Source organism: Actinomadura physcomitrii, assembly GCF_008923205.2.
Lineage (GTDB): Bacteria > Actinomycetota > Actinomycetes > Streptosporangiales > Streptosporangiaceae > Spirillospora > Spirillospora physcomitrii.
The window spans coordinates 15,891-42,806 of sequence record NZ_WBMS02000015.1 but is presented as its reverse complement, the minus strand read 5'-3'; the positions used below and the strand labels follow the sequence as shown (position 1 = coordinate 42,806).

The following is a 26,916-nucleotide window of genomic DNA, read 5'->3' as shown; positions in this document are numbered from 1 at the left end:
GAATGGAGAACATCTTCGAGGGCGACCTCGTGGCGGAGCTGCAGGAGCTGCCCGAGACCGACCCCATCGAGATCGAGGGCGTCCAGCTCGGCGGCACGTGCGCGTGCGTCGGCCTGCTGACCGTGCTCAACTCCGTGTGCATCGGCATCACCTGCGCGTGATGCACGGCACCCACCGCGGCCCGGGGTGCGTGAGGTGATCCCGGTCCGCAGACACCGGTCACGGGCCGGCCGGAAGGCCGGTCCGTGACCGGACCCACTTGCCACTGTAACCCGATGCCCGCCGAACACGAACCCGCCGAACACGAAGGAGGGCCGACGCGCGTGCCAGAGCCCGAGCCAGAGCCCGCCGGCGGGTCCCCGCCGCTCGCGGGACCGCCCGCCGCGCTGCGCCGGGACGGCAGGCGGCTGCTGCGCGCGGCGGCGCGGCGCTTCCGCGCGCTCCTCGTCCTGCTGGCGGCCGTCACGGCCGTCCGGGTCGCGGCGATGCTGGCGACCCCGGTCATGCTCGGCCGGGCGATCGACGCGGTCCGCGGCGGCCGGGGCCTCGCCGCCGCCATCGCCGGCCTCGCCCTCGTCCTGCTCGCGGCCGCCCTCGCGGACGCGGCGGAGGAGCTGCTGGGCACCTACTGCGGCAGCCGCATCACCGCGTGGCTGCGGCACCGCCTGATCGGGCGGGTCCTGGAACTCGGCGTGCCCGGACGGCGCCGCTTCCCCGCCGGGGACGTGCTGTCGCGGCTCACCGAGAGCGCCGGCGGCCCGGCCGCGTTCCCGGCGCTGCTGCTGTCCGGAGCGGCGGCGCTGGTGACCACGGCCGGCGCCGTCATCGCCCTCGCCCTCATCGACTGGACGCTCGCGCTGGTCTTCGCGCTCGGCGTCCCGCCGGCCGTGCTGGCGCTGCGGATGTTCGTCGCCAAGGCCGGCGAGCCGTTCGCCGACTACCAGCGCCACCAGGCGGAGATCGGCACGCGGCTGCTCGACGCCCGGCAGGGCGCCCGCACCATCCGGGCGTCCGGCACCGCCGCCCGGGAGATCCGGCGGATCCTGCGGCCGCTGCCGAGCCTCGCCGCCGCCGGGCGGCTGACCTGGGACGCGCAGGGCCAGGTCGGCTGGCGGCTCGCGCTGCTGGCGCCGCTGCTGCAGATCGCGGTGGTCGGCGTCGCCGGGGTCCGCCTCGCGACCGGCGACGTCACCGCCGGCGAGCTGGTCGCCGCCGCGTCGTACACGTCCATGGCGGTCGGCGCGGCGGCGCTCTTCGACACCTTCGTCGCGCTGCTGAACTGCGAGGTCGGCGCCGGGCGCGTCGCGGAGGTGCTCGACGCCGAGCCGTCCGTCCGGCCGCCGGCGCGGCCCGTCCCGCTGCCGGACGGCCCCGGCGCGCTGCGGCTGCGCGGGGTCACGGTCCGCTCCGGCGGCCGGACGGTGCTCGACCGCCTCGACCTCGCGGTGCCGCCGCGGACCGCCGTCGCGGTCGTCGGGACGTCCGGGTCGGGCAAGAGCGTGCTGGTGGCGGCGGTCGCCCGGCTCGTCGCCGTGGACGAGGGCCGGGTCGAACTCGACGGCGTCGACGCCGCGGACGTCGCGCTCCCGGAGCTGCGGCGCGCCGTCGCCTACGCCTTCGAGCGTCCCGCGCCGCTCGGCGCGACCGTGCACGACATGATCGCCTACGCGCGTCCCGGCGCCGGGCGCGCCGAGGTGCGGCGCGCCGCGCGGGCCGCGGCGGCCGACGGGTTCGTCCGGGCGCTGCCGGCCGGGTACGACACCCCGCTCGCCGAGGCGCCGATGTCGGGCGGCGAGCTGCAGCGGCTCGGGCTGGCCCGCGCGGCGCTGGCGGACGCGCGGCTGCTCGTCCTCGACGACGCCACCAGCAGCCTCGACACCGCGACGGAGATGCGGGTGACGCGGGCGCTGCGGGAGGTCCTCGCGGGACGCACCAGCCTGGTGGTGGCGCGCCGTCCGGCGACCGCGGCCCGCGCGGACCTCGTCGCCTGGCTCGACGCGGGCCGGGTGCGCGCGCTCGCGCCGCACGCCGAGCTGTGGGCCGACGCCCGGTACCGCGCCGTGTTCGCCGCCGAACCCGGCGAGCCGCCCGGCGCGCCGGTGCCGTACGCCGCCGCGCCGGGGCCCGCCACGTGACCGCCGTAGATCGCGCCGGGGCCCGCCGCGCGCCCGCCGCCCGGCTGCTGCACCGCCACCTGCGCGCGCGGTGGCCCGCGATGCGGCGGCTGGCCCTGTGGTCGGCGGTCGAGAGCCTGCCGTCATTCGCGTCCGGCCTGCTGCTCGCCCGCGCCATCGACGACGGCTTCCTCGCCCGCCGCCCGCTCACCGGGCTCGGCTGGCTGGCCGCGCTCGCCGCGCTCCAGGCGCTCGGCGCGCTCGGCACCCGGCGGATCTACCCGTGGCTCGCCGCCACCGTCGAGCCGCTGCGCGACTCCCTCGTCGGCGCCGTCGTCGCCGGCGCGCTGCGCCGCACGATCGACCGGACGGCCGACCCGGCGTCGGGCGCCGCCGGGGCCGGAATCTCGCAGGTCACCGAGCAGGCGGAGGCCGTCCGGGCGCTGCTCGGGACGGCGCTGCGCAACGTCCGGCAGCTCCTGTCGGCCGGGCTCGCCGCGCTGCTCGGGCTGACGCTGCTCGCACCGCTGCCCGCCCTCGCCGCCGCCCTGTCCGTGGCGCTCGCGCTGGCGGTGTTCGGTGCGCTGCTCGGCGTGCAGGTCCGCCGGTACCGCGCGGTCGTCCGGCACGCCGAACGCATCGGGGAGACGGCGACCGAGATCGTGCAGGGGGTCCGGGACGTCGTGGCCTGCGCGGCCGAGCCGCGCGCCGCGCAGGCCGCGGGCGAGGCGATCGACGCGCAGGCCGCGGCGCTGCGGTCCTTCGCCCGGTCCCGGCTCGTCCGGCTGCCGGTGCTGGCGCTGGGGGTGCACCTGCCGCTGCTCGCGCTGCTCGCGCTGTCGCCCCGGCTCGTCGAGGACCACCGGCTCACCACCGGGCAGGTGGCGGGCGGGGTGAGCTACCTCGTCACCGGGCTGCAGCCGGCGATGGTGCTGCTGGTCGACGCCGGCGGGACGCTGCTGCTCAGCCTGGCGGTCGTCCTCGGCAGGCTCGCCGAGGTCTGCGCGGAACCGGCCCGCGCACACAGAACCGCGGCGCTCGGGAAGGGCACGACCGCCACGTCCTACGACATCGAGGCCGAGCACGTGACGTTCGCGTACTCCGCCGAGGCCGCGCCGGTCCTCGACGACCTGTCCCTGCACATCCCGGAGGGCACGCACCTGGCCGTGGTCGGGCCGAGCGGAACGGGCAAGTCGACGCTCGCCGACGTGCTGTCCGGCCTCGTCCGGCCGCAGCGGGGACGCGTCACGCTCGGCAAGGTGCCGCTGCAAGACCTGGACGAGGCGCAACTCCGGGCGGCCGTCGCGCTCGTCCCGCAGGAGAGCTACATCTTCGCCGGGACGCTGCGGGAGAACCTCGCCTACCTGCGCCCGGACGCCTCGTCCGCCGACCTCGACGAGGCCGTGGACGCGATCGGGCTGGCCGCGACCGTGGACCGGCTCGGCGGCTACGACGCGGCCGTCCCGCCCGGCGGCGGCACGCTGTCGCAGGGCGAGCGGCAGCTCGTCACGCTCGTCCGCGCGTACCTGGCCGCCGCGCCCGTGACGATCCTCGACGAGGCGACCTGCCATCTGCACCCGGCCGCCGAGGCCCGCGCGGAGGGCGCGCTCGCGGCGCGCGGCGGCACCCTTATCGTCATCGCCCACCGCATCAGCTCCGCGCAGCGGGCGCAGCGCGTCCTACTGCTGGACGGCTCGTCCCCGGTCCTCGGCACGCACGCGACCCTGCTCGCGCTCAGTCCCCTCTATGCCGAGCTGGTGGGCCACTGGCAGACCTGAGGATCAAGGGTCGTCACCAATCGCGGTACGGGTTGACGAAGAGACGGATGTTCAGCCTGCGGCGGCCATGCCCGGTTCGGGGGACAGCGCCTTGGCGACGAGGGTCCGCACCGGTTCGGCGAGGGTCCCGAGGTCGTACATGTGCCGCTGCGCCCGGTACGCCATGACGACCAGGTCGCCGGTCGGCCGGGTGCCGAAGGCGCTGAACGGATGGTGCCCCGTCCCGGCGAGCGCGACCAGGCAGCCCCAGGCGAACACGTCGCTCGCGGGCGAGACCTCGCCGGTCCGCACCTGCTCGGGCGAGATCCAGCCGGGCGACCCGACGACGAACCCGGACTTGGTGTGCCCGGACCGCTCGCCGACGCCGCGCGCGATGCCGAAGTCCCGGGGCGGCGGGAGTAGCGGCGGTCAGCGCCGCGCCCGCTGCGGGACGGTGACCCGGCTCGTCGCGCGGTGCCAGGCGGCGGCGAGCAGCTCGTAGGAGCGGACGCGGTCGGCGTGGTCGTGGGTGATCGTCGTGATGAGCAGTTCGTCGGCGCCGGTGACGCGCTGGAGGGTCGCGAGGCCGTCCACGACGGTGCCGGGCGCGCCGGTGAACTGGGTGTCGACGCGGTCGGCGACCAGGTCGCGGTCCTCCGGGCGCCAGTCGTGCGCGGCGGCCTGCGCCGGGGTGGGGAACGGGATCGCGGCGAGCCCGGACCGGATGCTGTGCACCCACAGCGCGTACGGCGAGGCCAGCTCGCGGGCCTGCTCGTCGGTCGGCGCGACGACGACGTCCGCGGAGACGAGGACGTAGGGCTCGTCGAGGACGTCCGACGGCCGGAACGCGGCCCGGTACGCCTCGACGGCCTCCAGCACGTTGGACGGGCTGACGTGGTAGTTCGCCGCGAACGGCAGCCCGCGCGCCCCCGCGACGCGGGCGCTCTGCCCTCCGCTGCTGCCGAGGATCCACAGGGCGAGGTCGGCGCCTTCGCCGGGGGTGGCGTGCGCCTCCTGGCCGTCCCTGGCGTAGGTGCCGGCGAGGAGCGCGGCGATGTCGTCGACGACGGCGGCGAAGTCGGGCGTCTCGGCACCCGGCTGCTGGAGCAGCGCGCCGTGCAGCCCGAACGCGGCCTTCGCGGCGAGCCGCGTGTAGTCGAACGGCGCGGGAATGAGCAGGCCGTCCACGACCTCGGCCGCGCGGGCGGGCGCGGGCGGGGGCGCCTTGCGGGCGGCCTCGGCGCGGCGCTGCCCGGAGCGGCCGAGCCCGAGGTCGATCCGGCCGGGGTGCAGCGCGTCGATCGTGCCGAACTGCTCGACGATGGACAGCGGCGTCCAGTGGCCGGTCTGCACGGCGCCGGAGCCGACGCGGATCCGGGACGTGGCCGCCGCGACCGCCTCGATGAGGATCTGCGGCGCGGCGCTGGCGACGCCGGACGCGAGGTGGTGCTCGGCGAGCCAGTACCGCTGGTAGCCGGCGGCCTCGGTGCGGCGCGCGAGGTCGAGGGTGTTGCGGAGCGCGTCGCGCACCGTCCGGCCGGCGGGGACGGGCGCGAGGTCGAGGACGGACAGCGGGATCACGGGCGCCTCCCAGCGGGGGTCGAGGCGGATGGGGTAGCGGCGGACGGGAACGGGCGGCTCGGGATCTCCTTGCGCAGCACCGGCGCGACGTCGCTCTGGAACAGTTCCAGCGACGCGCGGTGCAGGTGCTCGGGGAGCCCGTCGGGGTCGGCCTGGACGTGCATGACCTCGTGCCCGAGCCGGTCGTGGTAGCGGTGGACCTTGTCGATGACCTGCTGGGGGCTGCCGATGAGCGCGGAGCTGCGCGCGACGGCGTCCTCGATCGAGTCGAACACGGGCGTGACGCCGTTGCGGCGGAACAGCGCCTGCCGCGCCTCGAACACCGGCCGGTACACCTCGATGGCGTCCTGCGACCGGGGCGCTACGTACAGGCCGGCGGTCCCGGCTCCGACGAGGGCGTCCGCCGGGTCGTGGCCGTGGTGCTCCCACCGCTCCCGGTAGTGGGCGACCAGTTCGGCGTACGGCTCGACGGGGTTGGTGACGTTGGCGGAGAACAGCGGGTCGCCGTAGCGGGCGGCCAGCTCGACCGATTCCTTGCTGGTGGCGCTGCCGTGCCAGACGCGGACGGGCCGCTGCAGCGGCCGGGGCAGCACCTCGGCCTTGTCCAGCGGCGGGCGGTGCTTGCCCCACCAGGTGACGGTGTCCTCGCGCCACAGCCGGCGGAACAGCTCGTAGCCTTCGCGGTTGCGGTCCCACTGGTCGTCGGCGGTGACGTCGAACAGCGCGGCCTGCGCGGTGCCGTTGCCCTTGCCGATGATCAGTTCGAGGCGCCCGCCGGACAGGTGGTCGAGGGTGGCGTAGTCCTCGTAGGCGCGGACGGGGTCGAGGAGGCTGAGCGTGGTGACGGCCGTGAACAGCCGGATCGTCGAGGTCCGGGCGGCGATGTGGCTGAGCACGACGGGCGGCGAGGACGACAGGAACGGCCGCTCGTGCCGCTCGCCGACGCCGAAGCCGTCGAAGCCGAGCCGTTCGGCGAGGACGGCGTGCTCGACGACGTCCCGGAGCCGTTCGGTGACGGGCTTCAGCGCGCCGGTGCGGGGGTCGGGCGCGTGCACGATGAGGGTGATCGCGAGGAACTTCATGCGGTCGCGTACCGGTTGGCGGGGCGGGACAGCCCGAGGTGCCCGCGCAGCGTCGTCGTCTCGTACGCGGTGCGGAACGCGCCGCGCCCCTGCAGCACCGGGACGAGCCCCCGCGCGATCCCCTCCAGGTCGGACGGCAGGACGCCGGGCCGCAGCCGGAACCCGTCGAGGCCCGCGTCGCGCCAGTCGAGCAGCAGGTCGGCCAGCTCGCCGGGGGTGCCGGCGAAGATCTCGGCGTCGGAGGCGAGCGCGGCGCCGTCCAGCTCGTCCAGGCGGGCCTTGCGGGCGAGCGCCGCGCCGGGCACGTCGTCGAGGAACACGACCAGGTCGGCGAAGATCCTCAGGGGTTCGCCGACCCGTCCGGTCGTCCGTTCCGCCTCGCGGACCTGCGCGACGATGGTGACGGCGTCGGGCCGCGAGTGCGGGGTGATGTAGACGACGTCGGCGCCGCGCGCGGCGAACTCGTAGGGGCCGACGTCGTGCGCGAGGGCGGTGACGAGCGGCTGGCCCTGCGGCGGGCGCGGGGTGATCGATGGGCCGCGGACGCTGAAGTGGGCGCCCTCGAAGTCGATGTAGTGCAGCTTGTCACGGTCCAGGAAGCGGCCGGTGGCGGCGTCGCGGATCTCGGCGTCGTCCTCCCAGCTGTCCCAGAGCCGCCGCACGACCTCGACGAAGTCGGCGGCCTCGCCGAACAGCTCGGCGCTGAACGCCTTCCCGTCCGGCGTCGCGAACCAGGGCAGGTCGAACTCGGGGAAGGTGCGGCGGCCGAAGTGGGCGGCGTCGGACAGCCGCGCGCCCGCGACCTGCGGCCGCCAGCCCGCGCGCCCCCGGCTCGCGTAGTCCAGGGACGCGATGCCGATGGACACGTGGAACGGCTCGGTGTGCGTGGTGATCGTCGTCGGGACGAGCCCGATCCGCGACGTCGCGGGCGCGAGCCGCGCGGCCACCAGCACCGCGTCGAGCCGGCCCCGGACCTGGTCGGTGCGGTCGTCGGGCGCGACCGGGTCGGACGACTGGAGGCCGAGCGAGTCCTCGATGGTGAGGAGGTCGAGCAGCCCGCGCTCGGCCTCGGCGGCGAGGCCCGCCCAGTAGCGGGCGGTGAACAGGGCGCCGGGACGGGCGGCCGGGTCGCGCCAGGCGGCCGGGTGCCAGCCGGCGTCGGCGAGCGCGACGGCCAGGTGCAGGCCGGTCATCGTGTGCGTGCCGGTCATGAGGCCTCCCTTTCCGATCGGGTCGAGTGGACGCGCGGGACCCGCAGACCGAGGTGGTCGCGCAGCGTGGGCCCGGTGTAGTCGGCGCGGAACACGCCCTTCTCCTGCAGCAGCGGCACGACGTGCTCGACCAGGTCGTCGAGCCCGCCCGGGGTCAGGTGCGGGACGAACACGAACCCGTCGGCGGCGTCGGTCTGCACGAACTCGTCGATCCGGTCGGCGACGCTGCGGGCCGTCCCGACGAACGTCTGCCGCGCGGTGGCCTCGATGACCAGCTCGCGGATGCTGAGGCCGCGCTCGGCGGCGAGTTCCCGCCAGCGGCGGACGGTCTCGCCGCGGTCGCCGCGGAACTGCGCGCGGCCCTTCGAGACGCCCTCGTCGAGGTCGGGTTCGATGTCGGGGAGCGGGCCGTCGGGGTCGTAGGCGGACAGGTCCCGCCCCCAGTAGCCCTCCAGGAACGCGATGGCGTTCTGCGGGGAGACCTGCGCGCGGCGGATCTCGGTGGCGCGCTCGGCGGCGTCCTCCTCGGTGTCGCCGAGCACGTAGGTGACCGCCGGCATGATCTTCAGGTCGCCGGGCCGCCGCCCGTAGCGGGCGAGGCGGCTCTTGACGTCCTTGTAGAAGGCGCGGCCGTCCTCCAGGGTGCCGTGCCGGCTGAAGATGACGTCGGCGTCGGCGGCGGCGAACTCGCGGCCCTCGTACGAGTCGCCCGCCTGGATGATGACGGGGTGGCCCTGCGGCGGGCGCGGCACGTTGAACCGGCCGGCGATGTCGAACTGCGCGCCGCGGTGCGCGAACGCGCCCGCGCCGGGCCGGATGAACTCCGCCTCGTCCGGGTCGGCGACGAGGTCGCCGCCCGTCCAGGAGTCCCACAGCTCGCGGGCGGTGTGCAGGAACTCGGCGGCGCGAGTGTAGCGGTCGGCCTCCGCGAGGTAGCCGCCGCGCCGGAAGTTCTCGCCGGTGAACGCGTCCCAGCTGGTCACGACGTTCCAGGCGGCGCGGCCCCCGCTGAGGTGGTCGAGGGTGGCGAGGCGGCGCGCCACCTCGTACGGCTCGTTGAAGGTGGAGTTGACGGTCGCGGCGAGGCCGAGGCGGGTGGTGACGGCCGACAGCGCGGACAGCACGGTCAGCGACTCGGGCCGTCCCGCCACGTCGAGGTCGTGGATGCGGCCCTTCATCTCCCGCAGCCGCAGTCCCTCGGCGAGGAAGAAGAAGTCGAACTTGCCGCGTTCGGCGGTCTCGGCGAGGTGGACGAACGACCCGAAGTCGATCTGGCTGGCCGACCGGGGGTCGGTCCAGACGGTGGTGTTGTTGACGCCGGGGAAGTGGGCCGCGAGGTGGATCTGCTTGGCGGGCATCAGCGGGCTCCTCCTGTGTTCGCGAACGCGGTCGTGGTCGCGAGGGCGGCGGACACCCGCGGGGCGACGGCGTCCGCCCACGCGCCGATCACCCCGGCGGCGTCCGGCACCTGCGCCTCCAGGAACGCCAGGCCGGGGGTCGGGACGGTCGCGCCCAGCTCGACCAGCAGCGGCCGCAGGTGCACCTCGACGGCCAGCGAGTGCTTCGGGTCGCCCATCACCAGCAGCGGAAGCGCGATGGTCGACGCCAGCGCGCCGCCGGGCAGCCGGTCGAGGAACACCTTCAGCAGGCCGGTGTAGGTGGCCTTGTAGGTCGGGCTCGCGACGACCAGGACGTCCGCGTGCGCGACCCGGTCGAGCGCGTCCCGCACCTCGGGCGCGGGCGCCGCGTCGAGCAGGACGGGCGCGAGCGCGGACAGGTCGACGACGTCGGCGGCGCCGGCGTGCCCGACGCGGCCCGCGACCGCCTCGGCGGCCTGGAGGGCGATCTGCAGCGTCCGCGACTTCGGACGCGGGTTCCCCACCAGGACGGCGACGCTCACGGCCGCTCCCCCTGCCCCGCGCCGCGCTCGTAGGGGATCTTCTCGCCCGCCTCCACGGCGACCGGCAGCCGGTTCTCGGCGGGCGGCAGCGGGCACGTCGCGAACTCGGTGTACGCGCACGGCAGGTTGTGCGCCCGGTTGAAGTCGAGCGTCACCGTCCCGTCGGCGGCGGGCGGCGCGACGGGCAGCGCCCGGTTCGCCGCGTAGGTGGTGACGCCGGACGTCGCGTCGGTGAACAGGACGAGCAGCTCGCCGGGCTCCTTGCCGTTGAACGCGGTGAGCGCGAGGGACCGGCCGTCCAGCTCGAACTCGATCCGGCCGGGCGCGTCGTAGACGTGCTGGAGCCCCTCGACGGCGGCGCCGACGGTGGTCGGGCGCGGCTCGCCGAACGGGACGTACCGGCCGGTCACCGACCAGCGCGGGTCGGGCGGGAAGGCGGGCGTGCCGCGGAACGCGGTGCGCAGCGGATGGTCCGGGTGGCGGGGCCGGACGATGTCGTTCCCGCCGCGCTTGGCCACCTCGATCGCCGCGTCCCCCCAGATCGCGGTGGTGCCGCCGCGCTCGGGCAGCACGCCGAACCGGTGCTCGCCGCGCACGGTCGCGCCGTCCACGGTCAGCTCCTCGCCGTCGCCGAGGACGACGGTCACGCCCTCGGGCCCGGTGCTCCAGGCGCCCGGCGCGCCGGGGAGGCGGCGCGGCTCGCCGTCGAGGAAGTGCAGGCCGGTGATCGCGAGGAAGCCGTGCGGGTCGGCGAGCCGCGCCTCCTGCGCGGCGTGCCAGGTCCGCCACTCCTCGGCGAACGCGTCCGCCGCGCCGGTGGTCGTCGTGGTCTGTACGGTCATGTGCGCTCCTCCAACAGCCGTGCGCCTGGGGCGCCGATGCGCGCGTCCCCGCCGGGGATGGCGGCGAGCAGCTCGCGGGTGTAGTCGTGGGCCGGGTCGGCGAAGATGGCGCCGGTCGGGCCGGTCTCGACGATCCGTCCGGCCCGCATGACCGCGACCCGGTGCGCGATCTGCCGGACGACCGCGAGGTCGTGCGAGATGAACAGGTAGGCGAGGCCCGTGCCGTCCTGCAGCTCGGCGAGCAGGTCCAGCACCTGCGCCTGGACGGACACGTCCAGCGCCGAGACGGGCTCGTCGCACACCACGAGGTCGGGTTCGAGGGCCAGCGCGCGGGCGACCGCGACGCGCTGCCGCTGCCCGCCCGACAGCTCGGCGGGCCGGCGTTCCAGGGTCGCGGCCGGGAGCGCGACCCGGTCGAGCAGCTCGCGGGCGCGGGCGGTGCGGGACGCCCGGTCGCCGACCCGGAACGCCCGCAGCGGCTCGGTGATCACCTCGCCGATCGAGAACCGCGGGTCGAGCGAGGCGTACGGGTTCTGGTAGACGAGCTGGGCCCGCCGCCGCAGCCGCCGCAGCGCCGCGCCGGTCGCGGCGGTGACGTCCTCGCCGTCGAACACGATCCGGCCGGACGTCGGCGGGACGAGCCGCAGGATCATCCGCGCGGTCGTCGACTTGCCCGAGCCCGACTCGCCGACCAGCGCGAGAGTCCGGCCCCGGTGCAGGGTGAGGCCGACGTCGTCGACGGCGCGGACGGTCCGGCCGCGCGGCAGCGGAAAGTCCTTGACGAGGTGCTCCGCGGTGACCAGGACGTCCCCGGGCTCACCGGGCTCCGCTGGTGCGGCGGGCCGGGGGCGCGCGCGGACGGCGGTGAGGCTCGGCGCGCTGTCCAGCAGCCGCCGCGTGTAGGCGTCCTGCGGGTCCTCGATGATCCGCCGCGCCGGGCCCGACTCGACGACGCGTCCCTGCGACATCACGGCGATCCGCGCGGCCCGGTCGGCGGCGACGCCGAGGTCGTGGGTGACGAGCAGCACGGCGGTGCCGAGCTCCTCGGTGAGGTGCTGGAGGTGGTCGAGGATGCGGCGCTGCACGGTGACGTCGAGGGCGCTGGTCGGCTCGTCGGCGACGATCAGCTGCGGCCCGGCGGCGATGGCGACGGCGATCAGCGCGCGCTGCCGCATCCCGCCGGACAGCTCGTGCGGGTACTGCCGCGCCCGCACCCCGGGCTCGGGCATCCCGGCGCGCTCCAGCGCCTCGACCGCCGCCGCCGGCGCCGTCCGGCGGGTGGCGAGCCCGTGCAGCCGCAGCACCTCCGCGACCTGCTCGCCGATCCGCTTCACCGGGTTCAGCGCGACGCCCGGGTCCTGCGGGACGAGCCCGATCCGGGCGCCGCGCACGGTGCGCAGCTCCCGCTCGGACAGCGCCGCGAGGTCGCGGCCCCCGAACCGGACGGTCCCGGCGTCGATGGAGGCGTTCGGGGCGAGCAGCCGCAGCACGGCGTGCGCGGTGGTGCTCTTGCCCGAGCCCGACTCCCCCACCAGCGCGACGATCTCTCCGGCGCGGACGTCCAGGTCGGCGCCGCGCACCGCGTGCACCCGCTCGTTCCTGGTCAGGTACGAGACGGTCAGGCCCGCCACGTCCAGCAGCGGGGTCTCCTGCGCGCCGGTCATCGCCGCCCCCACTCGCCGTCGAGGGCCCGCGCGATCCGGTTGGTGGCGAGCACGGTCGCGGCGATCGTCAGGCCGGGCAGCGCGGTCATCCACCAGGCGTTCGCGAGGTAGTTGCGGCCGTCGGAGATCAGCGTCCCCCACTCCGGGGCGGGCGGCGGCGCGCCGTAGCCGAGGAAGCTCAGCGACGAGACCGCGAGCACGGCGGTGCCGAAGTCGAGCGTCGCGAGGACCAGCACCGGCCCGATCGCGTTCGGCAGGACGTGCCGTCCGAGGATGGCGTACCAGCGCGTCCCGCAGGACCGGGCCGCCTCCACGAACACGGCCTGCCGGACCCGCAGCACCTCCGACCGCATCACCCGCGCGAACGTCGCGACGCTGGCGACGCCGACGGCGACGGCGACCTTCACCGTCCCGTAGCCGAGCGCGGTGACCAGGGCGAGCGACAGGAACAGCGCGGGGATGGATAGCAGCACGTCGACGAACCGCATCAGCACGTCGTCGATCCAGCGGCCCGCGAACCCGGCGAGCAGGCCGAGCAGCCCGCCGGCGGCGAACGACACCGCGACGGCGATCAGCGTGGCCTTCAGCGACAGCGCCGCGCCGTGCACGACCCGCGCGTACACGTCGCGGCCCAGCTCGTCGGTGCCGAACCAGTGCGCGGCGCCGGGCGCCCGGAACGCCTGCGCCGGCACCCCCTTCAGCGGGTCATGCGAGGTGAACAGGCCGGGCCAGAACGACGCGAGCACCACCGCCGCGATCAGCAGGACGGACAGGACGAGCCCCGGCCGGCGCAGGAAGAACCGGACAGTCCGGGCGGCGCCGGCGCGGCGCCGCACCGCCTGCTCGGGCGCGCCGGGCTCCGGCGCGGCGTCCAGGACGCCGAGGGCGTCGAGGGTGCTGCTCATGCGGGCCTCCAGCGCCGCCCGCCCGCGGCGGCGATCCGCGGGTCGAGCAGCGGGTAGACGAGGTCGACGATCAGGTTGACCAGGACGAAGACCAGCGACCCGAGCACCACGACGCCCTGCACGAGCGGGATGTCCTGGGCGGAGACCGCACTGGCGGTGACCCGGCCGAGGCCGTTGCGGGAGAACACCGTCTCGATCACGACGGAGTTGGCGATGAGCTGCCCGACGAGGACGCCGACGACCGTCAGCGCGGGCAGTGACGCGTTGCGCAGCGCGTGCCGCAGGTGGATCCGGGGCCGTCCGGCGCCCTTCGCCCGCGCGGTCTGGACGTACGGCTCGTCGAGGGTGGTGAGCAGGCTCTTGGCCAGCACCTGCGCGACGACGGCGCCGGTGGGGATCGCGAGCGTGACGGCGGGCAGGATCAGCCCGCGTGGCCCGCCGTTCCCGAACGCCGGGAGCAGCCGCGCCCGGAACGAGAACACCTCGACGAGCATCAGCCCGGCCCAGAACGTCGGGACGGACACCCCGAGCGGCGGCAGCGAGAGCAGCAGCTGCCGCAGCCACCGCCGCGCGGTGTAGGTCGCCGCGAGCGCGAGCCCGCCGCCGCACAGCACCGCGAGCGCGAGGCCCGCGGCGACGAGCTGGAGGGTGGACGGCAGGGCGTCGCCGATGACGGACGTCACCGGACGGCCGCTGGCCACCGAGTCGCCGAAGTCGCCGCGCAGCGCCCGGCCGAGGTAGTGGACGTACTGCACGGGGACCGGATCGTCGAAGCCGTACTCGCTCCTCAGCCGGGCGATCTGCGCGGGGTCGACGCCGGCCTGGTCGGCGGCCGCCCCGGCCATCGCCGAGACGGGGTCGCCGGGCAGCAGGTCGAGGACCAGGAACGACACCGTGTAGGCCGCCCACAGCACTCCGGCCGCCTGCGCGAGGCGCAAGGCCACGTAGCGTCCCATCTCTAGCCGACCCAGGTGTCGTGGAGCTGGATGCGGCTCGACGCGTCGAACAGCAGGCCGTGGACCTTCTTCGCGACGCCCAGCTCGGTCTGCAGCTCGACGACCGGGATCGTGTAGGCGTGCTGGGCGAGCTGCCGCTGCGCCTGCGCCACGAGGTCGAGGCGCTTGGCCTGGTCGGGTTCGGCGGCCTGGCCGTCGAGGATGTCGTCCAGACCGGTGGCCGGCAGCCTGTAGGGGTTGGAGAGCTTGGACGAGTACGAGCTGCGGAGGATGTCGGGGTCGGCGCGGGTGAGGTTGCCGAACAGCAGGTCGAAGTTCCCGGACGTCTGGAGCCGCGCGAACTGGGCGACGGGCTGCTCCTTGAGCGCGAGCTGCACGCCGATCGTCCTGAGCTGCTGCTGGAGCAGTTCGAGCGTCGGCTGGTTGGTGGCCGCGACGGGACCCCAGGTGGCGGTGATGCTGAGCTTCTTGCCGCCCTTCTGCAGGACGCCGTCGCTCCCGGGCGTCCAGCCGTCGGACTGGAGCAGCGACTTGGCCCGCGCGGGGTCGTGCCCGAGCGCGGCCCCGACGTTGACGTAGCCGGGCGTGGTGTGCGCGAGGACGCTGGTCGCGGGCTGCGTCCCGGCCGGGAAGACGGTCTGGGCGATCTGCTGCCGGTCGATGCCGAGCGCGAGGGCCTGCCGGACCTTCTCGTCGTCCAGCGGGGACCGGGTGTTGTTCGGGGTGAGGCCGAACACGACACCGGGATTGGCACGTGCCAGCAACTGCACGCCGGACGCCTTGAGCGCCGACTCGTCGGCCCGGCCGACGCTGCCGATGGCGTCGACCTGGCCGGACTGGAGCCCGCCGGTCCGCACGCCCGACTCGGGGAGGATCTTGAACACGATGCGGTCGAGGTAGGCGGCGCCCGGCTTCTTCCACAGCGAGGAGCCCCACGCGTAGCCCTTGCGGGCGGCGAGCGTGATCGACTGGTTCGGCACGTACTTCTGCAGCGTGAACGGCCCGGACCCGATGACGCCCCCGGCGCACCGCTGCTGCGGCGTCTTGCGGACGCTGGCCGCCGCCTCGATGCCGAGCGAGTGCGTGGCGGTGGCCTGGAGGAACTGCGCGTTCGGCTGCTTGAACCGGACCGTGAAGGTGAGGGGGTCAGCGATGTCGGTGCCCTGGTAGCCGCTGAGGTAGCCCTCGGCGAGCAGGCCGAGCGGACCGAGCTTCGGGACGGCGTCGAAGTTGGCCTTGACGACCTCGGCGGTGAGCGCGGAGCCGTCGCTGAAGGTGACGCCGGGCCGCAGGTGGAAGGTGAAGGCGCGGGCGTCGCGGCTGATCGTCCAGCTCTGCGCGAGCCAGGGCACGATCCTGCCGGTCGCCGGGTCCTGGTCGGTGAGCGAGTCGACGAACTGGCGGACGGAGTAGATGGTGTCGTTGCTGCCGACCTGCTGCGGGTCGGTGCAGCCGGCGTCCGAGCCGACGGCGAAGGTCAGGGTGCCGCCGGTGCGGGGCGTCCCGGCGCCGGCGCCGGACCCGCCGCCGCCCGAGCCGCACGCGGCCAGCGCCGTCAGTCCGGCCGCCAGCACGGCGGCGGTCCTCCACGGGCCGGGCGTCGCTCTCACGTGGATCTCTCCCCTCACGGTCCTGCTGATCGCGGCCAACGTAAGCAGGCGATCATGTATCCGTCAATATCGACCAACAAAGTAGGAAAATGGTCAGCCGAGCCGGCGGAAGGCGCTGGCGTGGAACACCAGCGGCGGCACGTCCGGCGCGGCGTCCAGGTCGTGCACGCGGAACACGACGATGTCGTGGTCGCCGGAGCGGAACCGCTGCTCGACCGTGCACACGTACCAGGCGGACGCGCCCTCGACGAGCACGCCGCCGTCCGGCGTGGACCGCCAAGCGACGCCGGCGAACCGGTCGCCGGTGCGGGCGCCGAGCCGCCGCCCGACGTGCTCCTGGTGCGCGCCGAGCACGCTGATCCCGATGCGGGGCAGCTCGCGCAGCAGCGGCCAGGTCGTGGACGTGTGCGCGACGCACACCGACACCAGGGGCGGATCGAGGGACACCGGGACGAACGAGCTGGCGGCGAGGCCGGCGGGCCGCCCGCCCACCAGCCCCGCGACGACCGCGACGCCGGTCGGGTAGGCGCCGTAGACGCGGCGGAGGTTGAGGTCGAGCGCCGTCATCGCGGCGCCCGCCCCGCGACGGGTCCGGGTGGCGGGCAGAGGGACGTCAGGGTCACGGTGGGGCCTTCCTTTCGGGAGGGAACTCTCCGGTCAGGAACTCGCGGCCGACCTCGGCCTGCCGGTAGGCGACCGGGTCGTGCAGCGTCCGGGCGTAGCGCCAGAACCGGGCCAGGCCCGGGCGCGCACGGGGCGAGCCCGCGCCGGCGAGCTCGAACACGCGGGACGCGACCGCCAGCGAGGCCTGCGCGGCGGCGATCTTCGCGGTGGCGGCCAGCACCGCCGGCTCGCGGGACGGCGCCCCGGCCCGACCCGCTGCGCCGGCGGCGCCGTGCAGGGCCGGGGCGAGGTCGTCGACCGCCCGGTCCGCGAGCGCGCGGGCCGCGCGGACCTGCGCGAGCAGGCCGCCGTAGGCCCCGCAGAGGTAGGCGTCGCCGCTGGTCCGCCGGGCCTGCCCGAGCGGCCACGGCCGGGGCCGGCCGACCGCGTGCGCGCGGGCGGCGTCGAGGGCTCCTTCCGCGATGCCGACGTAGAGCTGCGCGAACATCAGCTGGACGGCGGAGGCCAGCAGCGCTGTCGCGGCCGGGCCGGGCCGTCCGATGACGTCGTCCTCGCGCACGGCGGCCCCGGCGAAAAGGACCGTTCCGTTCTGCGCGCCGGCGGTCCCGTCCTCGGCGCGCGCGTCGCCGGGACCGGCCGGATCGACCAGGACCATCAGCGGCTCGCCCGTGCCGGCGCGGGTCGCGCCGACCGCGAGCCGGTCGGCGAGGACGGCGCCGGCGGTGATCGCCGTCGTGCCGTCGAGGGTGAAGCCGCCGTGCGGGCGCGGAGTCAGCGTCAGGGAGGTGTCGCGCGGGTCGGGGGCGCCGCCCCAGAGCATGCCGCCGGCGGCCGCGTCCGCCCAGAGCCGCTCGCGGCCGGTCTTCGTGCCGAAGAGCGCGGGCGTCCAGGACAGCAGGTAGTGCTGCCCGAGGAGCAGCCCGATGTCGCCGTTGAAGGCGGCGACCTCGCGGACGACCTGGTAGGCGGTGCACCAGGTGGCGCCACCGCCGCCGTGGCGGGCGGGGATCGGCAGCGCGAGCAGCCCGGCCCGCCGGAGGGCCTCGACGCCGCGCGGCTGCGGGCGCCCGGTGTGGCGGCCGTCCGGGTCGTCCACGCCGGGGCCGGACGCGGTGGCCCGGGCGAGCGCGAGCCAGCCCGCGTGGTCGCGCGGTGAGGCCTGCTGCGCGGGCTGGTCGCACGTGGTCGTCACGGTGGTCTCCCAAGCGCCGGGAGCGTCCCGGCGGACGCGGGGAGTGTAAGCACGCGTCGTGTGAAAAATCAACTAAAACAGTAGGAAATACCTGTTTTGGACGTCCGGAGCCCTGCCCGACCCGGCCCGGCCGGTTGCGGGACCCCTCCCGGAAGTTCGCCGTTACGTTGGCGGCCGGACGAGAGAGGATGGATGGCATGGCGGTGCGGACGCGCAGTTCCCTCGGCAAGGTCGACGTCCTCCCGAAGGGGATCGGGAGCCTCACGTCAGGGCATCCCCCGGCCCAGACCGGGACGCTGTTCGTCATGGGCGCCGGCGGGGGCATGCGCGTCGCCCCGGACGCGGGCTTCGACGTGGTGTTCGGCCGCTGCGAGCCGGACGTCCACGTCTGCGTCGGCGCGAACGACCCGCACGTCAGCCGGCGGCACGGCTACATCACCCGCGAGCACTCGCGGTGGGTGCTGTACAACACCGGGAGGCTCGCGATCCGGTTCCCCGGGTCGCGGCTGGTGCTCGGCGGGCACCGGGCCGAGCTGCCCGCCGCGTACACGCCGCTGTTCATCGTCACGCCGGAGCAGGAGCACCTGCTGGAGGTGCGGGTGGCGGCGGGGGCGTCCGGGCGGGGCGCCGCGGAGCGGCACGACGTCGACACCCACGACCCGGACGGCTGGGACCTGAGCGACCTGGAACGGCTGGTGCTGGTCTGCCTAGGCCAGCGCTACCTGCGGCAGGAACCGTGGCCGCAGCCGCTCACCTGGGCGCAGGTCGCCGACGAGCTGGGCGCGCTGCGGCCGGGCGAGCGGTGGAACGCCAAGCGGGCCGCGCGCATCGTCACCGAGGTGCGCCGGCGGCTCAGCGCCCGCGTCGACGGGCTGCTGGAGGAGGAGGTCCCGCCGCCGCTCGGCAACACGCTCAACCACAACCTGATCAGCGAGCTGCTGGTCAGCGCGACGATCGTGACCGCGGACCTGGCGCTGCTCGACGGCCCGGACGGCCTGGTCTCCTGATCAGCGGGGGGCGGGCAGCGAGCGGGCGGCGGACGAGGCGAGCGTGGTCGCGAGCGAGCACCGCTGCTTCGAAGGGGCCTTTCCCTGCACGACGACGTTGACGACCTCGACCGCCTTGCCGCCGTACCGGGCGGTGTGGGTGCGGTAGACGAGCCGGGCGAGGCACGACCCGTCGCCGTCGCCGCCCGGGTCGACGTAGGTGTGGAACCCGCCGAGCACGGTGGGCCGGCCGTCGTCGGCGGTGAGGGGCTGCCCCTGGTCGAACCGCAGCTTGACCTGGATGTCGCGGGTGGTGCTGTGCCAGGAGCAGCCCCACCGGGCGAAGTCGACGCGCGGATCGGTGGCGTCGATCCCCGGCACGACGTCGAGCGCGCGGGCGTCGAGCAGCGTGCAGGCGTCCTGCCGCGCCAGGGACGCGGCGTCCAGCGGCGGTGAGCGGCGCGGAAGGGCGCCGCGGTTCAGCACGGCCGTCGCGCCGGCGGCGGCGACGTCGGCGATGGCGCACAGCTGCGCGGGCCCTCCGTCCTCCTGCTGCGCGACGACGTCGATGGCGGTGCCGGCGTCCTTGCCGGGCAGCCGGAGCGTGCGGACGCATTCGTCGCCGCCGGGCGGCTCCTCCTCGACGCCGATGCGGCCGACGGTCCTCGTCCGGCTCCCCGGCTCCGGGTCCGCACGGTCGTCGAACTCCAGCATCACGTCGACGAGGCCGTCCTTGCGCGACGACACGAGGACGTCGCACCGGTCGAAGTTGCCGTAGTGGCCGTCGAGGTCGGTGTCGCCGAACCGGCCGAGCGCGGCGGCGGAGGCCAGCGCGCAGGGGTCGGCGGTGCGCGGGTCGCCGATGAGGGACGCGCCCGCCGCCGTCCCGGTCCGGTCCGCCTCGGGCTGGTCGGCGCTCCCGCCACCGGAGAAGAGCGGGGTCAGCGCGAGCGCGACGGCGACCGCCGCGACGGCCGCCCCCGCCATGAGGAGCCTTGGACGGCGCCGCGCGAACGCGGTGCCCTTCCGCCACGCGGCCCCGGGGCCGCCGGACGGCTCCCATCCGGCGTCCGCGTCCCCGGCGGGGCAGCCGTCCGGGCCGTCCGGGCCGTCCACGGTCGGGACGAGGTGCATCGGGAGCTGCGGTTCCGCCTGGCCCGCCGCCTCGTCGAGCAGCGCGCGCACCTCGGCGGGCGCGGGACGCTCCGCCGGGTCGTCGCGGACCATCGCCGCCACGATCCCGGCCAGCGGCTCCCCGGCGGGGCCGGCGACCGGGCCGCCGCCGTCGCGGGCGGGCGGCTCGCCGGTCGTCAGCGCGAGGACGGTGGCGCCGAGGGAGTACACGTCGGACGCGGGTTCGGGCCGTCCCGCGACGAGCTCCGGAGCGGCGAACGCCGGGGTGTGGGCGACGGCGCCGCTCGGCGTGATCGTCTCGCGGCCGCCGGTCCGGTAGGCGGCGCCGAAGTCGGCGAGCTTGGCGGTGCCGTCCTCGGTGACGACGATGTTGCCCGGCTTGACGTCGCAGTGCACGATGCCCGCGGCGTGCAGGGCGGCGAGGGCGTCGGCGATCTGCGCGCCGACGCGGGCCGCCGCGGCGGCGGGCAGCGGCGGCCAGGCGGCGAGGCTCCCGCCGGGCACGTACTCCATGACGAGCCAGGCCGCGGCGCGCCCGCGCGTCCCGGTACGGACGGCGTCGTAGAGCGTGACGACGTGCGGGTGGCTGAACTTGGCGAGGGCGCGGGCCTCGCGCCTCAGCCGGGTGAACGCGGCCTCGTCGCCGTCGAGCAGCGCCCGCTTGAGCGCGACCCGGCGGCCGAGGCGCTCGTCGGCGGCCAGCCAGACCTCGCCCGATCCGCCGCGCATGGGTCCCTTGACCAGCCGGTAGCGGCCGTCGATCCGCGCTCCCAGACGCACCGTGACTCCTCTCGCCGGGGGGGACGCAAGGCCACGCATGATCGAACCTACAGTGTGACCAGGCGGACACACGCGGTTTCCGCGCAGACCCGTGCCCGCACCCCCGGCGCGCCTCTCGCGGCGGACGGGTACAGAGTTGTAGCGTTTACTGTTTTGAATCGTTCGCGATTTGTTAAGGTAATCTGGGGTCCATGTGCGCATCGCAGACCCCGACCACCGCCGAGGAACTGCGCGGTGCCGGCCTGCGGGTGACCGCCGCCCGCGTCGCGCTTCTGGAGACCGTCCGGGAGGGCGACCACCTCGACGTCGAGGGGATCGCCGCCGGGGTCCGCGACCGCGTCGGCCACATCTCCCTGCAGGCCGTGTACGAGGCCGTCCACGCGCTCACCAAGGCCGGCCTGGTCCGCCGCATCGAGCCGGCCGGCAGCCCCGCCCGCTTCGAGGGCCGCGTCGGCGACAACCACCACCACCTGGTGTGCCGCAGCTGCGGTGCGGTCAAGGACGTCGACTGCGCCGTCGGCCACCCGCCCTGCCTCGACCCGGTCGACGACGCCGGATACCTCATCGACGAGGCCGACGTCACGTTCTGGGGCCTGTGCCCGCAGTGCCGCCGCAAGGCGGGCTGAGACCTCTACTTCTCCGCTCGCACGGCAACGGCCGGGCCCGGTCCGCGAGGACCGGGCCCGGCCGCCGTCATGTCACCTGAAGGCGCCGCCTCCGGCGGGCGTCACCGCAGGTCGTACCGGTCGAGGTTCATGACCTTGTCCCACGCCGCGACGAAGTCCTGGACGAACTTCTCCTTCGCGTCGTCGGAGGCGTAGACCTCGGCGACCGCGCGCAGCTCGGAGTTCGCGCCGAACACCAGGTCGACGCGGCTGCCGGTCCACTTCACCTCGCCCGAGGCGTCCCGGCCCTCGTAGATCTCCGACTCCTCGTTCGTCTGCTTCCACACCGTGCCCATGTCGAGCAGGTTCACGAAGAAGTCGTTCGTGAGCTGCCCGGGCCGGTCGGTGAGGACGCCGAGGTCCGACTGCCCGTGGTTGACGCCGAGCACCCGCAGGCCGCCGACCAGCACCGTCATCTCCGGGGCGCTCAGCGTGAGCAGGTTCGCCCGGTCGATGAGCAGGAACTCGCCCGGCAGGATGTTGCCCTTCGCCAGGTAGTTGCGGAACCCGTCGTGCGTCGGCTCCATCACCTCGAACGACTCGACGTCGGTCTGCTCCTGCGAGGCGTCGGTGCGTCCCGGCGTGAACGGCACCACGATGTCGTGGCCGGCGTCCTTGGCCGCCTTCTCCACGGCGGCGCAGCCGCCGAGGATGATCAGGTCGGCCAGCGAGATCTTCTTGCCGCCGGTCTGCTCGGCGTTGAACGCCTGCTGGACCTGCTCCAGCGTGCGCAGCACGGTCGCGAGCTCGGCCGGGTTGTTGACCTCCCAGCTGCGCTGCGGCTCGAGCCGGATGCGCGCGCCGTTGGCGCCGCCGCGCTTGTCGGTGCCGCGGAACGACGCGGCCGACGCCCACGCGGTGGCGGCGAGCTGGGACACCGACAGGCCGGAGTCCAGCAGCCGCGCCTTGAGGGCGGCGACGTCCTGCGCGTCGACGAGCTCGTGATCGACGGCCGGGACCGGGTCCTGCCAGACCAGCGTCTCGGACGGGACCTCCGGGCCGAGGTAGCGCTGGATCGGGCCCATGTCGCGGTGGGTCAGCTTGAACCAGGCGCGCGCGAACGCGTCCGCGAACTCCTGGGGGTTGTCCTTGAACCGGCGCGAGATCGGCTCGTAGATCGGGTCGAAGCGCAGCGACAGGTCCGTGGTCAGCATGCCGGGCGCGCGGTTGAGGGTGCCGTCCTCGGGGTCGGGCACCGTGTTCGCGCCGGCGCCGTTCTTCGGCCGCCACTGGTTCGCCCCGGACGGGCTCTTGTCCAGCTCCCACTCGTACCCGAAGAGGATCTCGAAGAAGCTGTTGTCCCACTTGGTCGGGGTGGGGGTCCAGGTGACCTCGAGGCCGCTGGTGTGGGAGTCGCGGCCCTTGCCGGTGCCGTGCGTGCTCTTCCAGCCGAGGCCCTGGTCCTCCAGCGGGGCGCCCTCCGGCTCGGGGCCGATAGCGTCGGCCGGGGCCGCGCCGTGCGTCTTGCCGAAGGTGTGGCCGCCGGCGATCAGCGCGACGGTCTCCTCGTCGTTCATCGCCATCCGCTTGAACGTCTCGCGGATGTCGCGCGCCGCGGCGAGCGGGTCCGGGTTGCCGTTCGGGCCCTCCGGGTTGACGTAGATGAGGCCCATCTGCACCGCGGCCAGGGGCTTCTCCAGCTCCCGGTCACCGCTGTAGCGCTCGTCGTCCAGCCACGCGGTCTCGGGACCCCAGAAGACGTCCTCGTCGGCCTCCCAGGCGTCCTCGCGGCCGCCGGCGAAGCCGAAGGTCTTCAGGCCCATCGTCTCCAGCGCGACGTTGCCCGCGAGGATCATCAGGTCGGCCCACGAGATCTTGCGGCCGTACTTCTTCTTCACCGGCCAGAGCACGCGGCGGGCCTTGTCGAGGCTCGCGTTGTCCGGCCAGCTGTTCAGCGGCGCGAAGCGCTGCTGGCCCGCGCCGGCGCCGCCGCGGCCGTCGCTGACGCGGTAGGTGCCCGCGCTGTGCCACGCCATCCGGATGATCAGCGGGCCGTAGTTGCCGAAGTCGGCGGGCCACCAGTCCTGCGAGTCCGTGAGGACGGTCGCGATGTCCTGCTTCACGGCGTCGAGGTCGAGGCTGTTGAACGCCTCCGCGTAGTTGAAGTCCTCCCCCAGCGGGTTCGTCATCGGCGGGTTCTTGGCGAGGAGCTTCAGGTTGAGCCGGTCGGGCCACCAGCCGCGGTTGCCGCCGCCCTGGGTCGGGTGCGGGGCGCGCTGGTGCGCGACGGGGCACTGGCCCGCGGCGGCTTCGGTGTTCTCGGACATGGGTTCCCTCCAGGACTACGCGAGGTTGGCGGATGAGGAACGGTGTGCGGTGGTGCAGTCGGGGCACAGGCCCCAGTAGGTGACCTCGGCCTCGTCGATCGAGAAGCCGGCGTCGTCGGAGGCGGTCATGCAGGGCGCCTCGCCGGTGGCGCAGTCGGCGTCGGCGATGGTCCCGCAGGACCGGCACACGATGTGGTGGTGGTTGTCGCCGACCCGCGCCTCGTAGCGCGCGACGGAGCCGGCCGGCTGGATGCGCCGGACCAGGCCCGCCTCCGTCAGCGCGCGCAGCGAGTCGTAGACCGCCTGGTGCGAGACGTTCGGCACGTCCCCGCGCACGGCGCTGATGATCGATTCGGTGTCGGCGTGCGGATGCGCGTGCACCGCGCTCAGCACCGCGACCCGGGGTCGGGTCACGCGGAGAGCGGCCCCGCGCAGCATCTGCCGGTATTCCACGGTCGTGGCCACGTCCGACAGGCTGCCTCGTTTTCTTGAACGAGTCAAGTGTTTGCAGAAACCCTGTTCTTGACCATGTCAGGTCGAGTGCCCCGATCCGCCCCGCGCGGATAGGCTGCGCCGCCGTAGAGCACTCCGTGGAGAAAGACGCGCAGGTCGCGGTGCGGGCGGCGCTGGCGGGCGCCGCCGTCGTCCGGGACATGTACGGCACGTCCCTCACCCGCTTCGGCAGGCGACTTCGCCACGTCCGCCGACCTCGCGGCGGAGAAGGCGATCTTGGACGTGCTCCGCGTCGCCCGCCCGGACGACGCGGTGACCGGCGAGGAGACCGGCCGCACCGGCTCCGGCGACCGCATGTGGCTGGTCGACCCGCTCTGCGGGACGCTGAACTACGCCGTCCGCAGCATGCTGGTGGCGGTGAGCGTCGCCCTCCACGCGGGCTCTGAGACGATCGCGGCGGCGTCCGCCGACCCCTTCAGCGGCGAGGTCTTCTGGACGGACGGCACCGGCGCCCACGTCCGCACCGGCGGCACCGACGCGCCGCTCGTCCCCTCTCGGCCGCCTCCGGCCTCGTGGACGTCAACCTCGATCCGCCGTTCCCGAACGCCCCGGCCTTCCGCGCGGTCGACCTTCTCGCCGACGCGCGGTTCGCCGCCCGGTTCCGTCCGCGCGTGGTGTCCACGACCCTGGCCGTGGCGTGGGTCGCGGCCGGACGCCGCGCCGCGTACGTCACCGACGGGCACCTGCGCGACAGCGTGCACTTCGCCGCCGGCATCGCGCTGTGCCAGGCCGCCGGCTGCGTGGTGACCGGCATCCACGGCCAGCCGCCGCACACCGGCCCCGGCGGCCTCATCGCCGCCGCGGACCCCGACGTTCACTCCGCCCTCCTTGATCACATCGGTACCCCGCGCGGCATCCGCTGAAGCACCGAGATCGTCGATCTCGAATCGTGCTATTTTCGTGCTAGATCAGATGGCACGAAAAGGTGGACGGTGTGATGGGCGGCACATGCGAGTTCTGCGGCAGGCCTCTTCCTGAGCGCGAAGGGCCAGGGCGTACGCGCCGCTTCTGCAACGCGACCTGCCGGAGCGCGGCACGCAGGGCGCGCGCCCCAAAACGTGCCACCACGGCGCAGCACGTAAAGGAAACCTTGACGTTTCTCGGCGACGGTGACAGCGTGGGCCACATGCCCGAGGTGACCGGCACGCCCGGCGCGGCGCTGGCCGAAGCGGCCTCCCGCCTCGCCGAGCAGGCGTCCACCGGGACCGGCTCGGCGCCGATGGACGCGGTCGCCGCCGCGGCGGAGACCACCCGCCTGGCCGACGACCTGCTCCGCCGGGCCGTCGAGGCGGCCCGCGGCGCCGGGCGCACCTGGCAGGAGATCGGCGACGTGCTCGGCACCACCCGGCAGGCCGCGTTCCAGCGCTTCGGGCGTCCGATCGATCCGCGAACGGGGACCCCCATGTCCGCCGGTGTCCTGCCGGGCGCCGCCGGCCTCGCCGCCGGGCTGCTCGCCGACCTCGCGGCGGGCGACTGGGACGCCGCGCGCCGCGACTTCGACGCCGCCATGCGCGACGCCATCTCCACCGACCGGCTCGCGTCGGTGTGGGCGCACGTCATCGGCACCGTCGGCGCGTACGAGCGGATGGGCGCCCCCGTCGTCCACCAGGCCGGCGACCACACGGTCGTCGACGTCCCGCTGCACTTCGAGGCCGGCGAGATGACCGGGCGGGTCACCTACTCCGCCGACGCCACCGTCGCGGGCCTCTACATCACTCCCCCCGGAAGGGGCCAATGAAGACCTCCGCGCGCCTGCTCGCCCTGGCCGCCGCACTCGTCACCGGCGCCGCCGCCTGCGGCGCCTCCGCCCCCGCTTCCGCCGAGCGCACTGCCGAGCACACCGCCGCCCGCGCGTCCGTCCCGACCGCCGGCGACCAGCTGAACTGGGTCGTCTCCGCGTCCCGGCACCTGCCGATCACCGACGCGGACGCCAAGGCCCACGTCGCGGCGGCCTCGCTCGCCGCGATGGGCGGCGCCGCCGGGCTGTCCAAGGCGCTCGCCCAGAACGGGCCGCTCACCGCGCAGGAGCCGGCCACGTCGTCGAAGACGCAGGCGGTCGGCTGGTTCACCGGCGCGCGCCGGGCCTCGCTGCTCGCCACCGTCTCGACCGACGCGTCCGGCCTGATCAACGGCCTGTACCTCACCAGGCAGCCCGGCTCCTGGAAGCAGGTCGACGCCGAACTGCGCCGGCTCGCGCCGCGCGTCTCGTTCGCCGCGTCCGAGATCGGCCCCGGCGGGCGCTGCCGCGTCGTCCACGGCCTGAGCCCCGCCGCGCCGCGCCCGCTCGGCTCGGCGTTCAAGCTCTACGTGCTCGGCGCGCTATCGGACGCCGTCGCCCGCGGCACCGTGTCGTGGACGACGCCGATGCCGATCAACGACGCCTGGAAGAGCCTCCCGTCCGGAATCCTGCAGGACAAGCCCGCCGGGACGGAGCTGACGCTCGGCGAGTACGCCGACTACATGATCTCGATCAGCGACAACACCGCCGCCGACCACCTCCTGCACCGCCTCGGACGCGGCGCCGTGGAGGCGGAGCTGACCCGGCTCGGCAACCGGCACCAGCGCGGCGACCGCCCGTTCCTCACCACCCGGCAGATGTTCGTCCTCAAGGGCGCCGGCTACCCGGCCCGCGCCGACCGCTACCTGGCGCTGCCCGCGAACCGCCGCGCCGCCGCGCTGCCGGGGCTCGACGCCGTCCCGCTCGACCAGGTCACGGTCTGGCAGCAGCCGCGCGACATCGACACGATCGAGTGGTTCGGCGCCCCGACCGACCTGTGCGCGGCGTTCAGCGGCCTGAACGCCCGCTCGTCGAAGCCCGGCCAGTCCGGCATCGGCGAGGCGCTGTCCATCAACGACGGCAACATCGACCTGAGCCCGGCGGGGTACCCGAAGGTCTGGTTCAAGGGCGGCAGCGAGCCCGGCGTCCTCACGCTGAACTACCTGGCCCGCACGTCCGCCGGCAAGACCGTCGTCACCAGCGTTCGACGAAGACGTCGACATCGTGGACATCGTCGACGCCGAGATCATCGACGACCACGACACCCGTTGACTTGTGGCGGGGGGGGGGGGTGGGGGGGGGGCGCCACCCCCCCCCCCCCCCCCAAACCACCGGGGGGGGGGGGGGGGGGGGGGG

Annotated in this window: 24 protein-coding genes and 1 pseudogene; 9 read left to right on the top strand and 16 right to left on the bottom strand. The window is 75.0% G+C overall.

Going from position 1 to position 26,916, the window contains the following annotated elements:
* Positions 1-2 precede the first annotated feature (2 nt).
* The 3 genes from F8568_RS46890 (at position 3) to F8568_RS50485 (ending at position 3,892) form a co-directional block, all read left to right on the top strand.
* The gene (locus F8568_RS46890) at positions 3-161 is read left to right on the top strand and encodes a VenA family class IV lanthipeptide (protein ID WP_202125175.1); all 159 of its coding nucleotides are present in this window, start codon (positions 3-5) and stop codon (positions 159-161) included.
* A 162-nt stretch (positions 162-323) separates the two neighbouring features.
* Positions 324-2,135 carry an ATP-binding cassette domain-containing protein gene (locus F8568_RS20140; RefSeq protein WP_160573674.1) on the top strand — a complete coding sequence of 604 codons (1,812 nt, stop codon included), beginning with the start codon at positions 324-326 and terminating at the stop codon, positions 2,133-2,135.
* Entirely contained in the window at positions 2,132-3,892 is a 1,761-nt protein-coding gene (locus F8568_RS50485) for an ATP-binding cassette domain-containing protein (RefSeq protein WP_151595122.1), read from the top strand. The genes F8568_RS20140 and F8568_RS50485 overlap by 4 nt, the downstream gene beginning before the upstream one ends.
* 51 nt (positions 3,893-3,943) lie before the next feature.
* Here the strand turns inward: F8568_RS50485 and F8568_RS20130 are convergent, their stop codons facing one another.
* The 13 genes from F8568_RS20130 to F8568_RS20070 form a co-directional block, all read right to left on the bottom strand.
* Positions 3,944-4,267 carry a protein kinase family protein gene (locus tag F8568_RS20130; RefSeq protein WP_151595121.1) on the bottom strand — a complete coding sequence of 108 codons (324 nt, stop codon included), beginning with the start codon at positions 4,265-4,267 and terminating at the stop codon, positions 3,944-3,946.
* A 33-nt stretch (positions 4,268-4,300) separates the two neighbouring features.
* Positions 4,301-5,452, bottom strand: a complete 1,152-nt coding sequence (locus F8568_RS20125) for an LLM class flavin-dependent oxidoreductase (protein ID WP_151595120.1) — start codon at positions 5,450-5,452, stop codon at positions 4,301-4,303.
* Positions 5,449-6,534 (bottom strand): LLM class flavin-dependent oxidoreductase, encoded by a 1,086-nt coding sequence (locus F8568_RS20120; protein ID WP_151595119.1) that lies wholly within the window; start codon positions 6,532-6,534, stop codon positions 5,449-5,451. Before F8568_RS20120 ends, F8568_RS20125 begins: the two co-directional genes overlap by 4 nt.
* Complete coding sequence (locus F8568_RS20115) at positions 6,531-7,745, bottom strand: LLM class flavin-dependent oxidoreductase (RefSeq protein ID WP_236008955.1); 1,215 nt, start codon at positions 7,743-7,745, stop codon at positions 6,531-6,533. The genes F8568_RS20120 and F8568_RS20115 overlap by 4 nt, the downstream gene beginning before the upstream one ends.
* Positions 7,742-9,103, bottom strand: a complete 1,362-nt coding sequence (locus F8568_RS20110; RefSeq protein WP_151595118.1) for an NtaA/DmoA family FMN-dependent monooxygenase — start codon at positions 9,101-9,103, stop codon at positions 7,742-7,744. The genes F8568_RS20115 and F8568_RS20110 overlap by 4 nt, the downstream gene beginning before the upstream one ends.
* A complete protein-coding gene (locus tag F8568_RS20105) occupies positions 9,103-9,645 on the bottom strand; it encodes an NADPH-dependent FMN reductase (protein WP_151595117.1) in 543 nt (180 codons plus the stop codon). Before F8568_RS20105 ends, F8568_RS20110 begins: the two co-directional genes overlap by 1 nt.
* Positions 9,642-10,487, bottom strand: a complete 846-nt coding sequence (locus F8568_RS20100) for a DUF1684 domain-containing protein (RefSeq protein ID WP_151595116.1) — start codon at positions 10,485-10,487, stop codon at positions 9,642-9,644. The genes F8568_RS20105 and F8568_RS20100 overlap by 4 nt, the downstream gene beginning before the upstream one ends.
* Entirely contained in the window at positions 10,484-12,151 is a 1,668-nt protein-coding gene (locus F8568_RS20095; protein WP_151595115.1) for a dipeptide ABC transporter ATP-binding protein, read from the bottom strand. Before F8568_RS20095 ends, F8568_RS20100 begins: the two co-directional genes overlap by 4 nt.
* Entirely contained in the window at positions 12,148-13,056 is a 909-nt protein-coding gene (locus F8568_RS20090) for an ABC transporter permease (RefSeq protein WP_151595114.1), read from the bottom strand. Before F8568_RS20090 ends, F8568_RS20095 begins: the two co-directional genes overlap by 4 nt.
* Positions 13,053-14,000 carry an ABC transporter permease gene (locus F8568_RS20085; RefSeq protein ID WP_328600966.1) on the bottom strand — a complete coding sequence of 316 codons (948 nt, stop codon included), beginning with the start codon at positions 13,998-14,000 and terminating at the stop codon, positions 13,053-13,055. The genes F8568_RS20090 and F8568_RS20085 overlap by 4 nt, the downstream gene beginning before the upstream one ends.
* A 14-nt stretch (positions 14,001-14,014) precedes the next feature.
* Complete coding sequence (locus F8568_RS20080) at positions 14,015-15,622, bottom strand: ABC transporter substrate-binding protein (protein WP_328600965.1); 1,608 nt, start codon at positions 15,620-15,622, stop codon at positions 14,015-14,017.
* 93 nt (positions 15,623-15,715) lie between these two features.
* Positions 15,716-16,189 (bottom strand): flavin reductase family protein, encoded by a 474-nt coding sequence (locus F8568_RS20075; protein ID WP_151595112.1) that lies wholly within the window; start codon positions 16,187-16,189, stop codon positions 15,716-15,718.
* Positions 16,190-16,241: 52 nt separating this feature from the next.
* Entirely contained in the window at positions 16,242-17,438 is a 1,197-nt protein-coding gene (locus tag F8568_RS20070; RefSeq protein ID WP_160573673.1) for an acyl-CoA dehydrogenase family protein, read from the bottom strand.
* A gap of 197 nt (positions 17,439-17,635) precedes the next feature.
* On the opposite strand from F8568_RS20070, the gene F8568_RS20065 reads away from it, so the two are divergent.
* Positions 17,636-18,445, top strand: coding sequence for an FHA domain-containing protein (locus tag F8568_RS20065; RefSeq protein ID WP_151595110.1), 810 nt, complete (start codon positions 17,636-17,638; stop codon positions 18,443-18,445).
* Here the strand turns inward: F8568_RS20065 and F8568_RS20060 are convergent, their stop codons facing one another.
* A complete protein-coding gene (locus F8568_RS20060; RefSeq protein ID WP_202125174.1) occupies positions 18,446-20,338 on the bottom strand; it encodes a serine/threonine-protein kinase in 1,893 nt (630 codons plus the stop codon).
* Positions 20,339-20,529: 191 nt separating this feature from the next.
* Here F8568_RS20060 and F8568_RS20055 point away from each other — a divergent pair, with 191 nt between their 5' ends.
* Entirely contained in the window at positions 20,530-20,964 is a 435-nt protein-coding gene (locus F8568_RS20055) for a Fur family transcriptional regulator (RefSeq protein WP_151595109.1), read from the top strand.
* A gap of 101 nt (positions 20,965-21,065) precedes the next feature.
* Here the strand turns inward: F8568_RS20055 and katG are convergent, their stop codons facing one another.
* Together katG and F8568_RS20045 are read right to left on the bottom strand one after the other, a co-directional pair.
* A complete protein-coding gene (katG, locus tag F8568_RS20050) occupies positions 21,066-23,270 on the bottom strand; it encodes a catalase/peroxidase HPI (protein ID WP_151595108.1) in 2,205 nt (734 codons plus the stop codon).
* 15 nt (positions 23,271-23,285) lie between these two features.
* Positions 23,286-23,708 carry a Fur family transcriptional regulator gene (locus tag F8568_RS20045; protein WP_202125192.1) on the bottom strand — a complete coding sequence of 141 codons (423 nt, stop codon included), beginning with the start codon at positions 23,706-23,708 and terminating at the stop codon, positions 23,286-23,288.
* A 297-nt stretch (positions 23,709-24,005) separates the two neighbouring features.
* Here F8568_RS20045 and F8568_RS51075 point away from each other — a divergent pair.
* From F8568_RS51075 to F8568_RS20030, 4 genes and pseudogenes are all read left to right on the top strand, one after another.
* A pseudogene (locus F8568_RS51075) lies at positions 24,006-24,272 on the top strand (inositol monophosphatase family protein); the annotation flags it as partial.
* Positions 24,273-24,295: 23 nt separating this feature from the next.
* A complete protein-coding gene (locus F8568_RS46880; RefSeq protein WP_202125173.1) occupies positions 24,296-24,646 on the top strand; it encodes an inositol monophosphatase family protein in 351 nt (116 codons plus the stop codon).
* A 263-nt stretch (positions 24,647-24,909) separates the two neighbouring features.
* The gene (locus tag F8568_RS20035) at positions 24,910-25,521 is read left to right on the top strand and encodes a DUF3887 domain-containing protein (RefSeq protein ID WP_160573672.1); all 612 of its coding nucleotides are present in this window, start codon (positions 24,910-24,912) and stop codon (positions 25,519-25,521) included.
* A partial coding sequence (locus F8568_RS20030; protein ID WP_202125172.1) for a serine hydrolase occupies positions 25,518-26,916 on the top strand: 1,399 nt, incomplete at its 3' end. The genes F8568_RS20035 and F8568_RS20030, both read left to right, overlap by 4 nt.

What these genes read in the sequence shown, in the direction of transcription:
- F8568_RS46890 (WP_202125175.1), top strand. Translation starts at nt 3, where the DNA reads ATGGAGAACATCTTCGAGGGCGACCTCGTGGCGGAGCTGCAGGAGCTG.
- F8568_RS20090 (WP_151595114.1), bottom strand. Translation starts at nt 13,056, where the DNA reads ATGAGCAGCACCCTCGACGCCCTCGGCGTCCTGGACGCCGCGCCGGAG.
- katG (WP_151595108.1), bottom strand. Translation starts at nt 23,270, where the DNA reads ATGTCCGAGAACACCGAAGCCGCCGCGGGCCAGTGCCCCGTCGCGCAC.
- F8568_RS20100 (WP_151595116.1), bottom strand. Translation starts at nt 10,487, where the DNA reads ATGACCGTACAGACCACGACGACCACCGGCGCGGCGGACGCGTTCGCC.
- F8568_RS20065 (WP_151595110.1), top strand. Translation starts at nt 17,636, where the DNA reads ATGGCGGTGCGGACGCGCAGTTCCCTCGGCAAGGTCGACGTCCTCCCG.
- F8568_RS20035 (WP_160573672.1), top strand. Translation starts at nt 24,910, where the DNA reads ATGCCCGAGGTGACCGGCACGCCCGGCGCGGCGCTGGCCGAAGCGGCC.
- F8568_RS20055 (WP_151595109.1), top strand. Translation starts at nt 20,530, where the DNA reads ATGTGCGCATCGCAGACCCCGACCACCGCCGAGGAACTGCGCGGTGCC.
- F8568_RS20120 (WP_151595119.1), bottom strand. Translation starts at nt 6,534, where the DNA reads ATGAAGTTCCTCGCGATCACCCTCATCGTGCACGCGCCCGACCCCCGC.
- F8568_RS20110 (WP_151595118.1), bottom strand. Translation starts at nt 9,103, where the DNA reads ATGCCCGCCAAGCAGATCCACCTCGCGGCCCACTTCCCCGGCGTCAAC.
- F8568_RS20075 (WP_151595112.1), bottom strand. Translation starts at nt 16,189, where the DNA reads ATGACGGCGCTCGACCTCAACCTCCGCCGCGTCTACGGCGCCTACCCG.
- F8568_RS20095 (WP_151595115.1), bottom strand. Translation starts at nt 12,151, where the DNA reads ATGACCGGCGCGCAGGAGACCCCGCTGCTGGACGTGGCGGGCCTGACC.
- F8568_RS20115 (WP_236008955.1), bottom strand. Translation starts at nt 7,745, where the DNA reads ATGACCGGCACGCACACGATGACCGGCCTGCACCTGGCCGTCGCGCTC.
- F8568_RS20045 (WP_202125192.1), bottom strand. Translation starts at nt 23,708, where the DNA reads ATGCTGCGCGGGGCCGCTCTCCGCGTGACCCGACCCCGGGTCGCGGTG.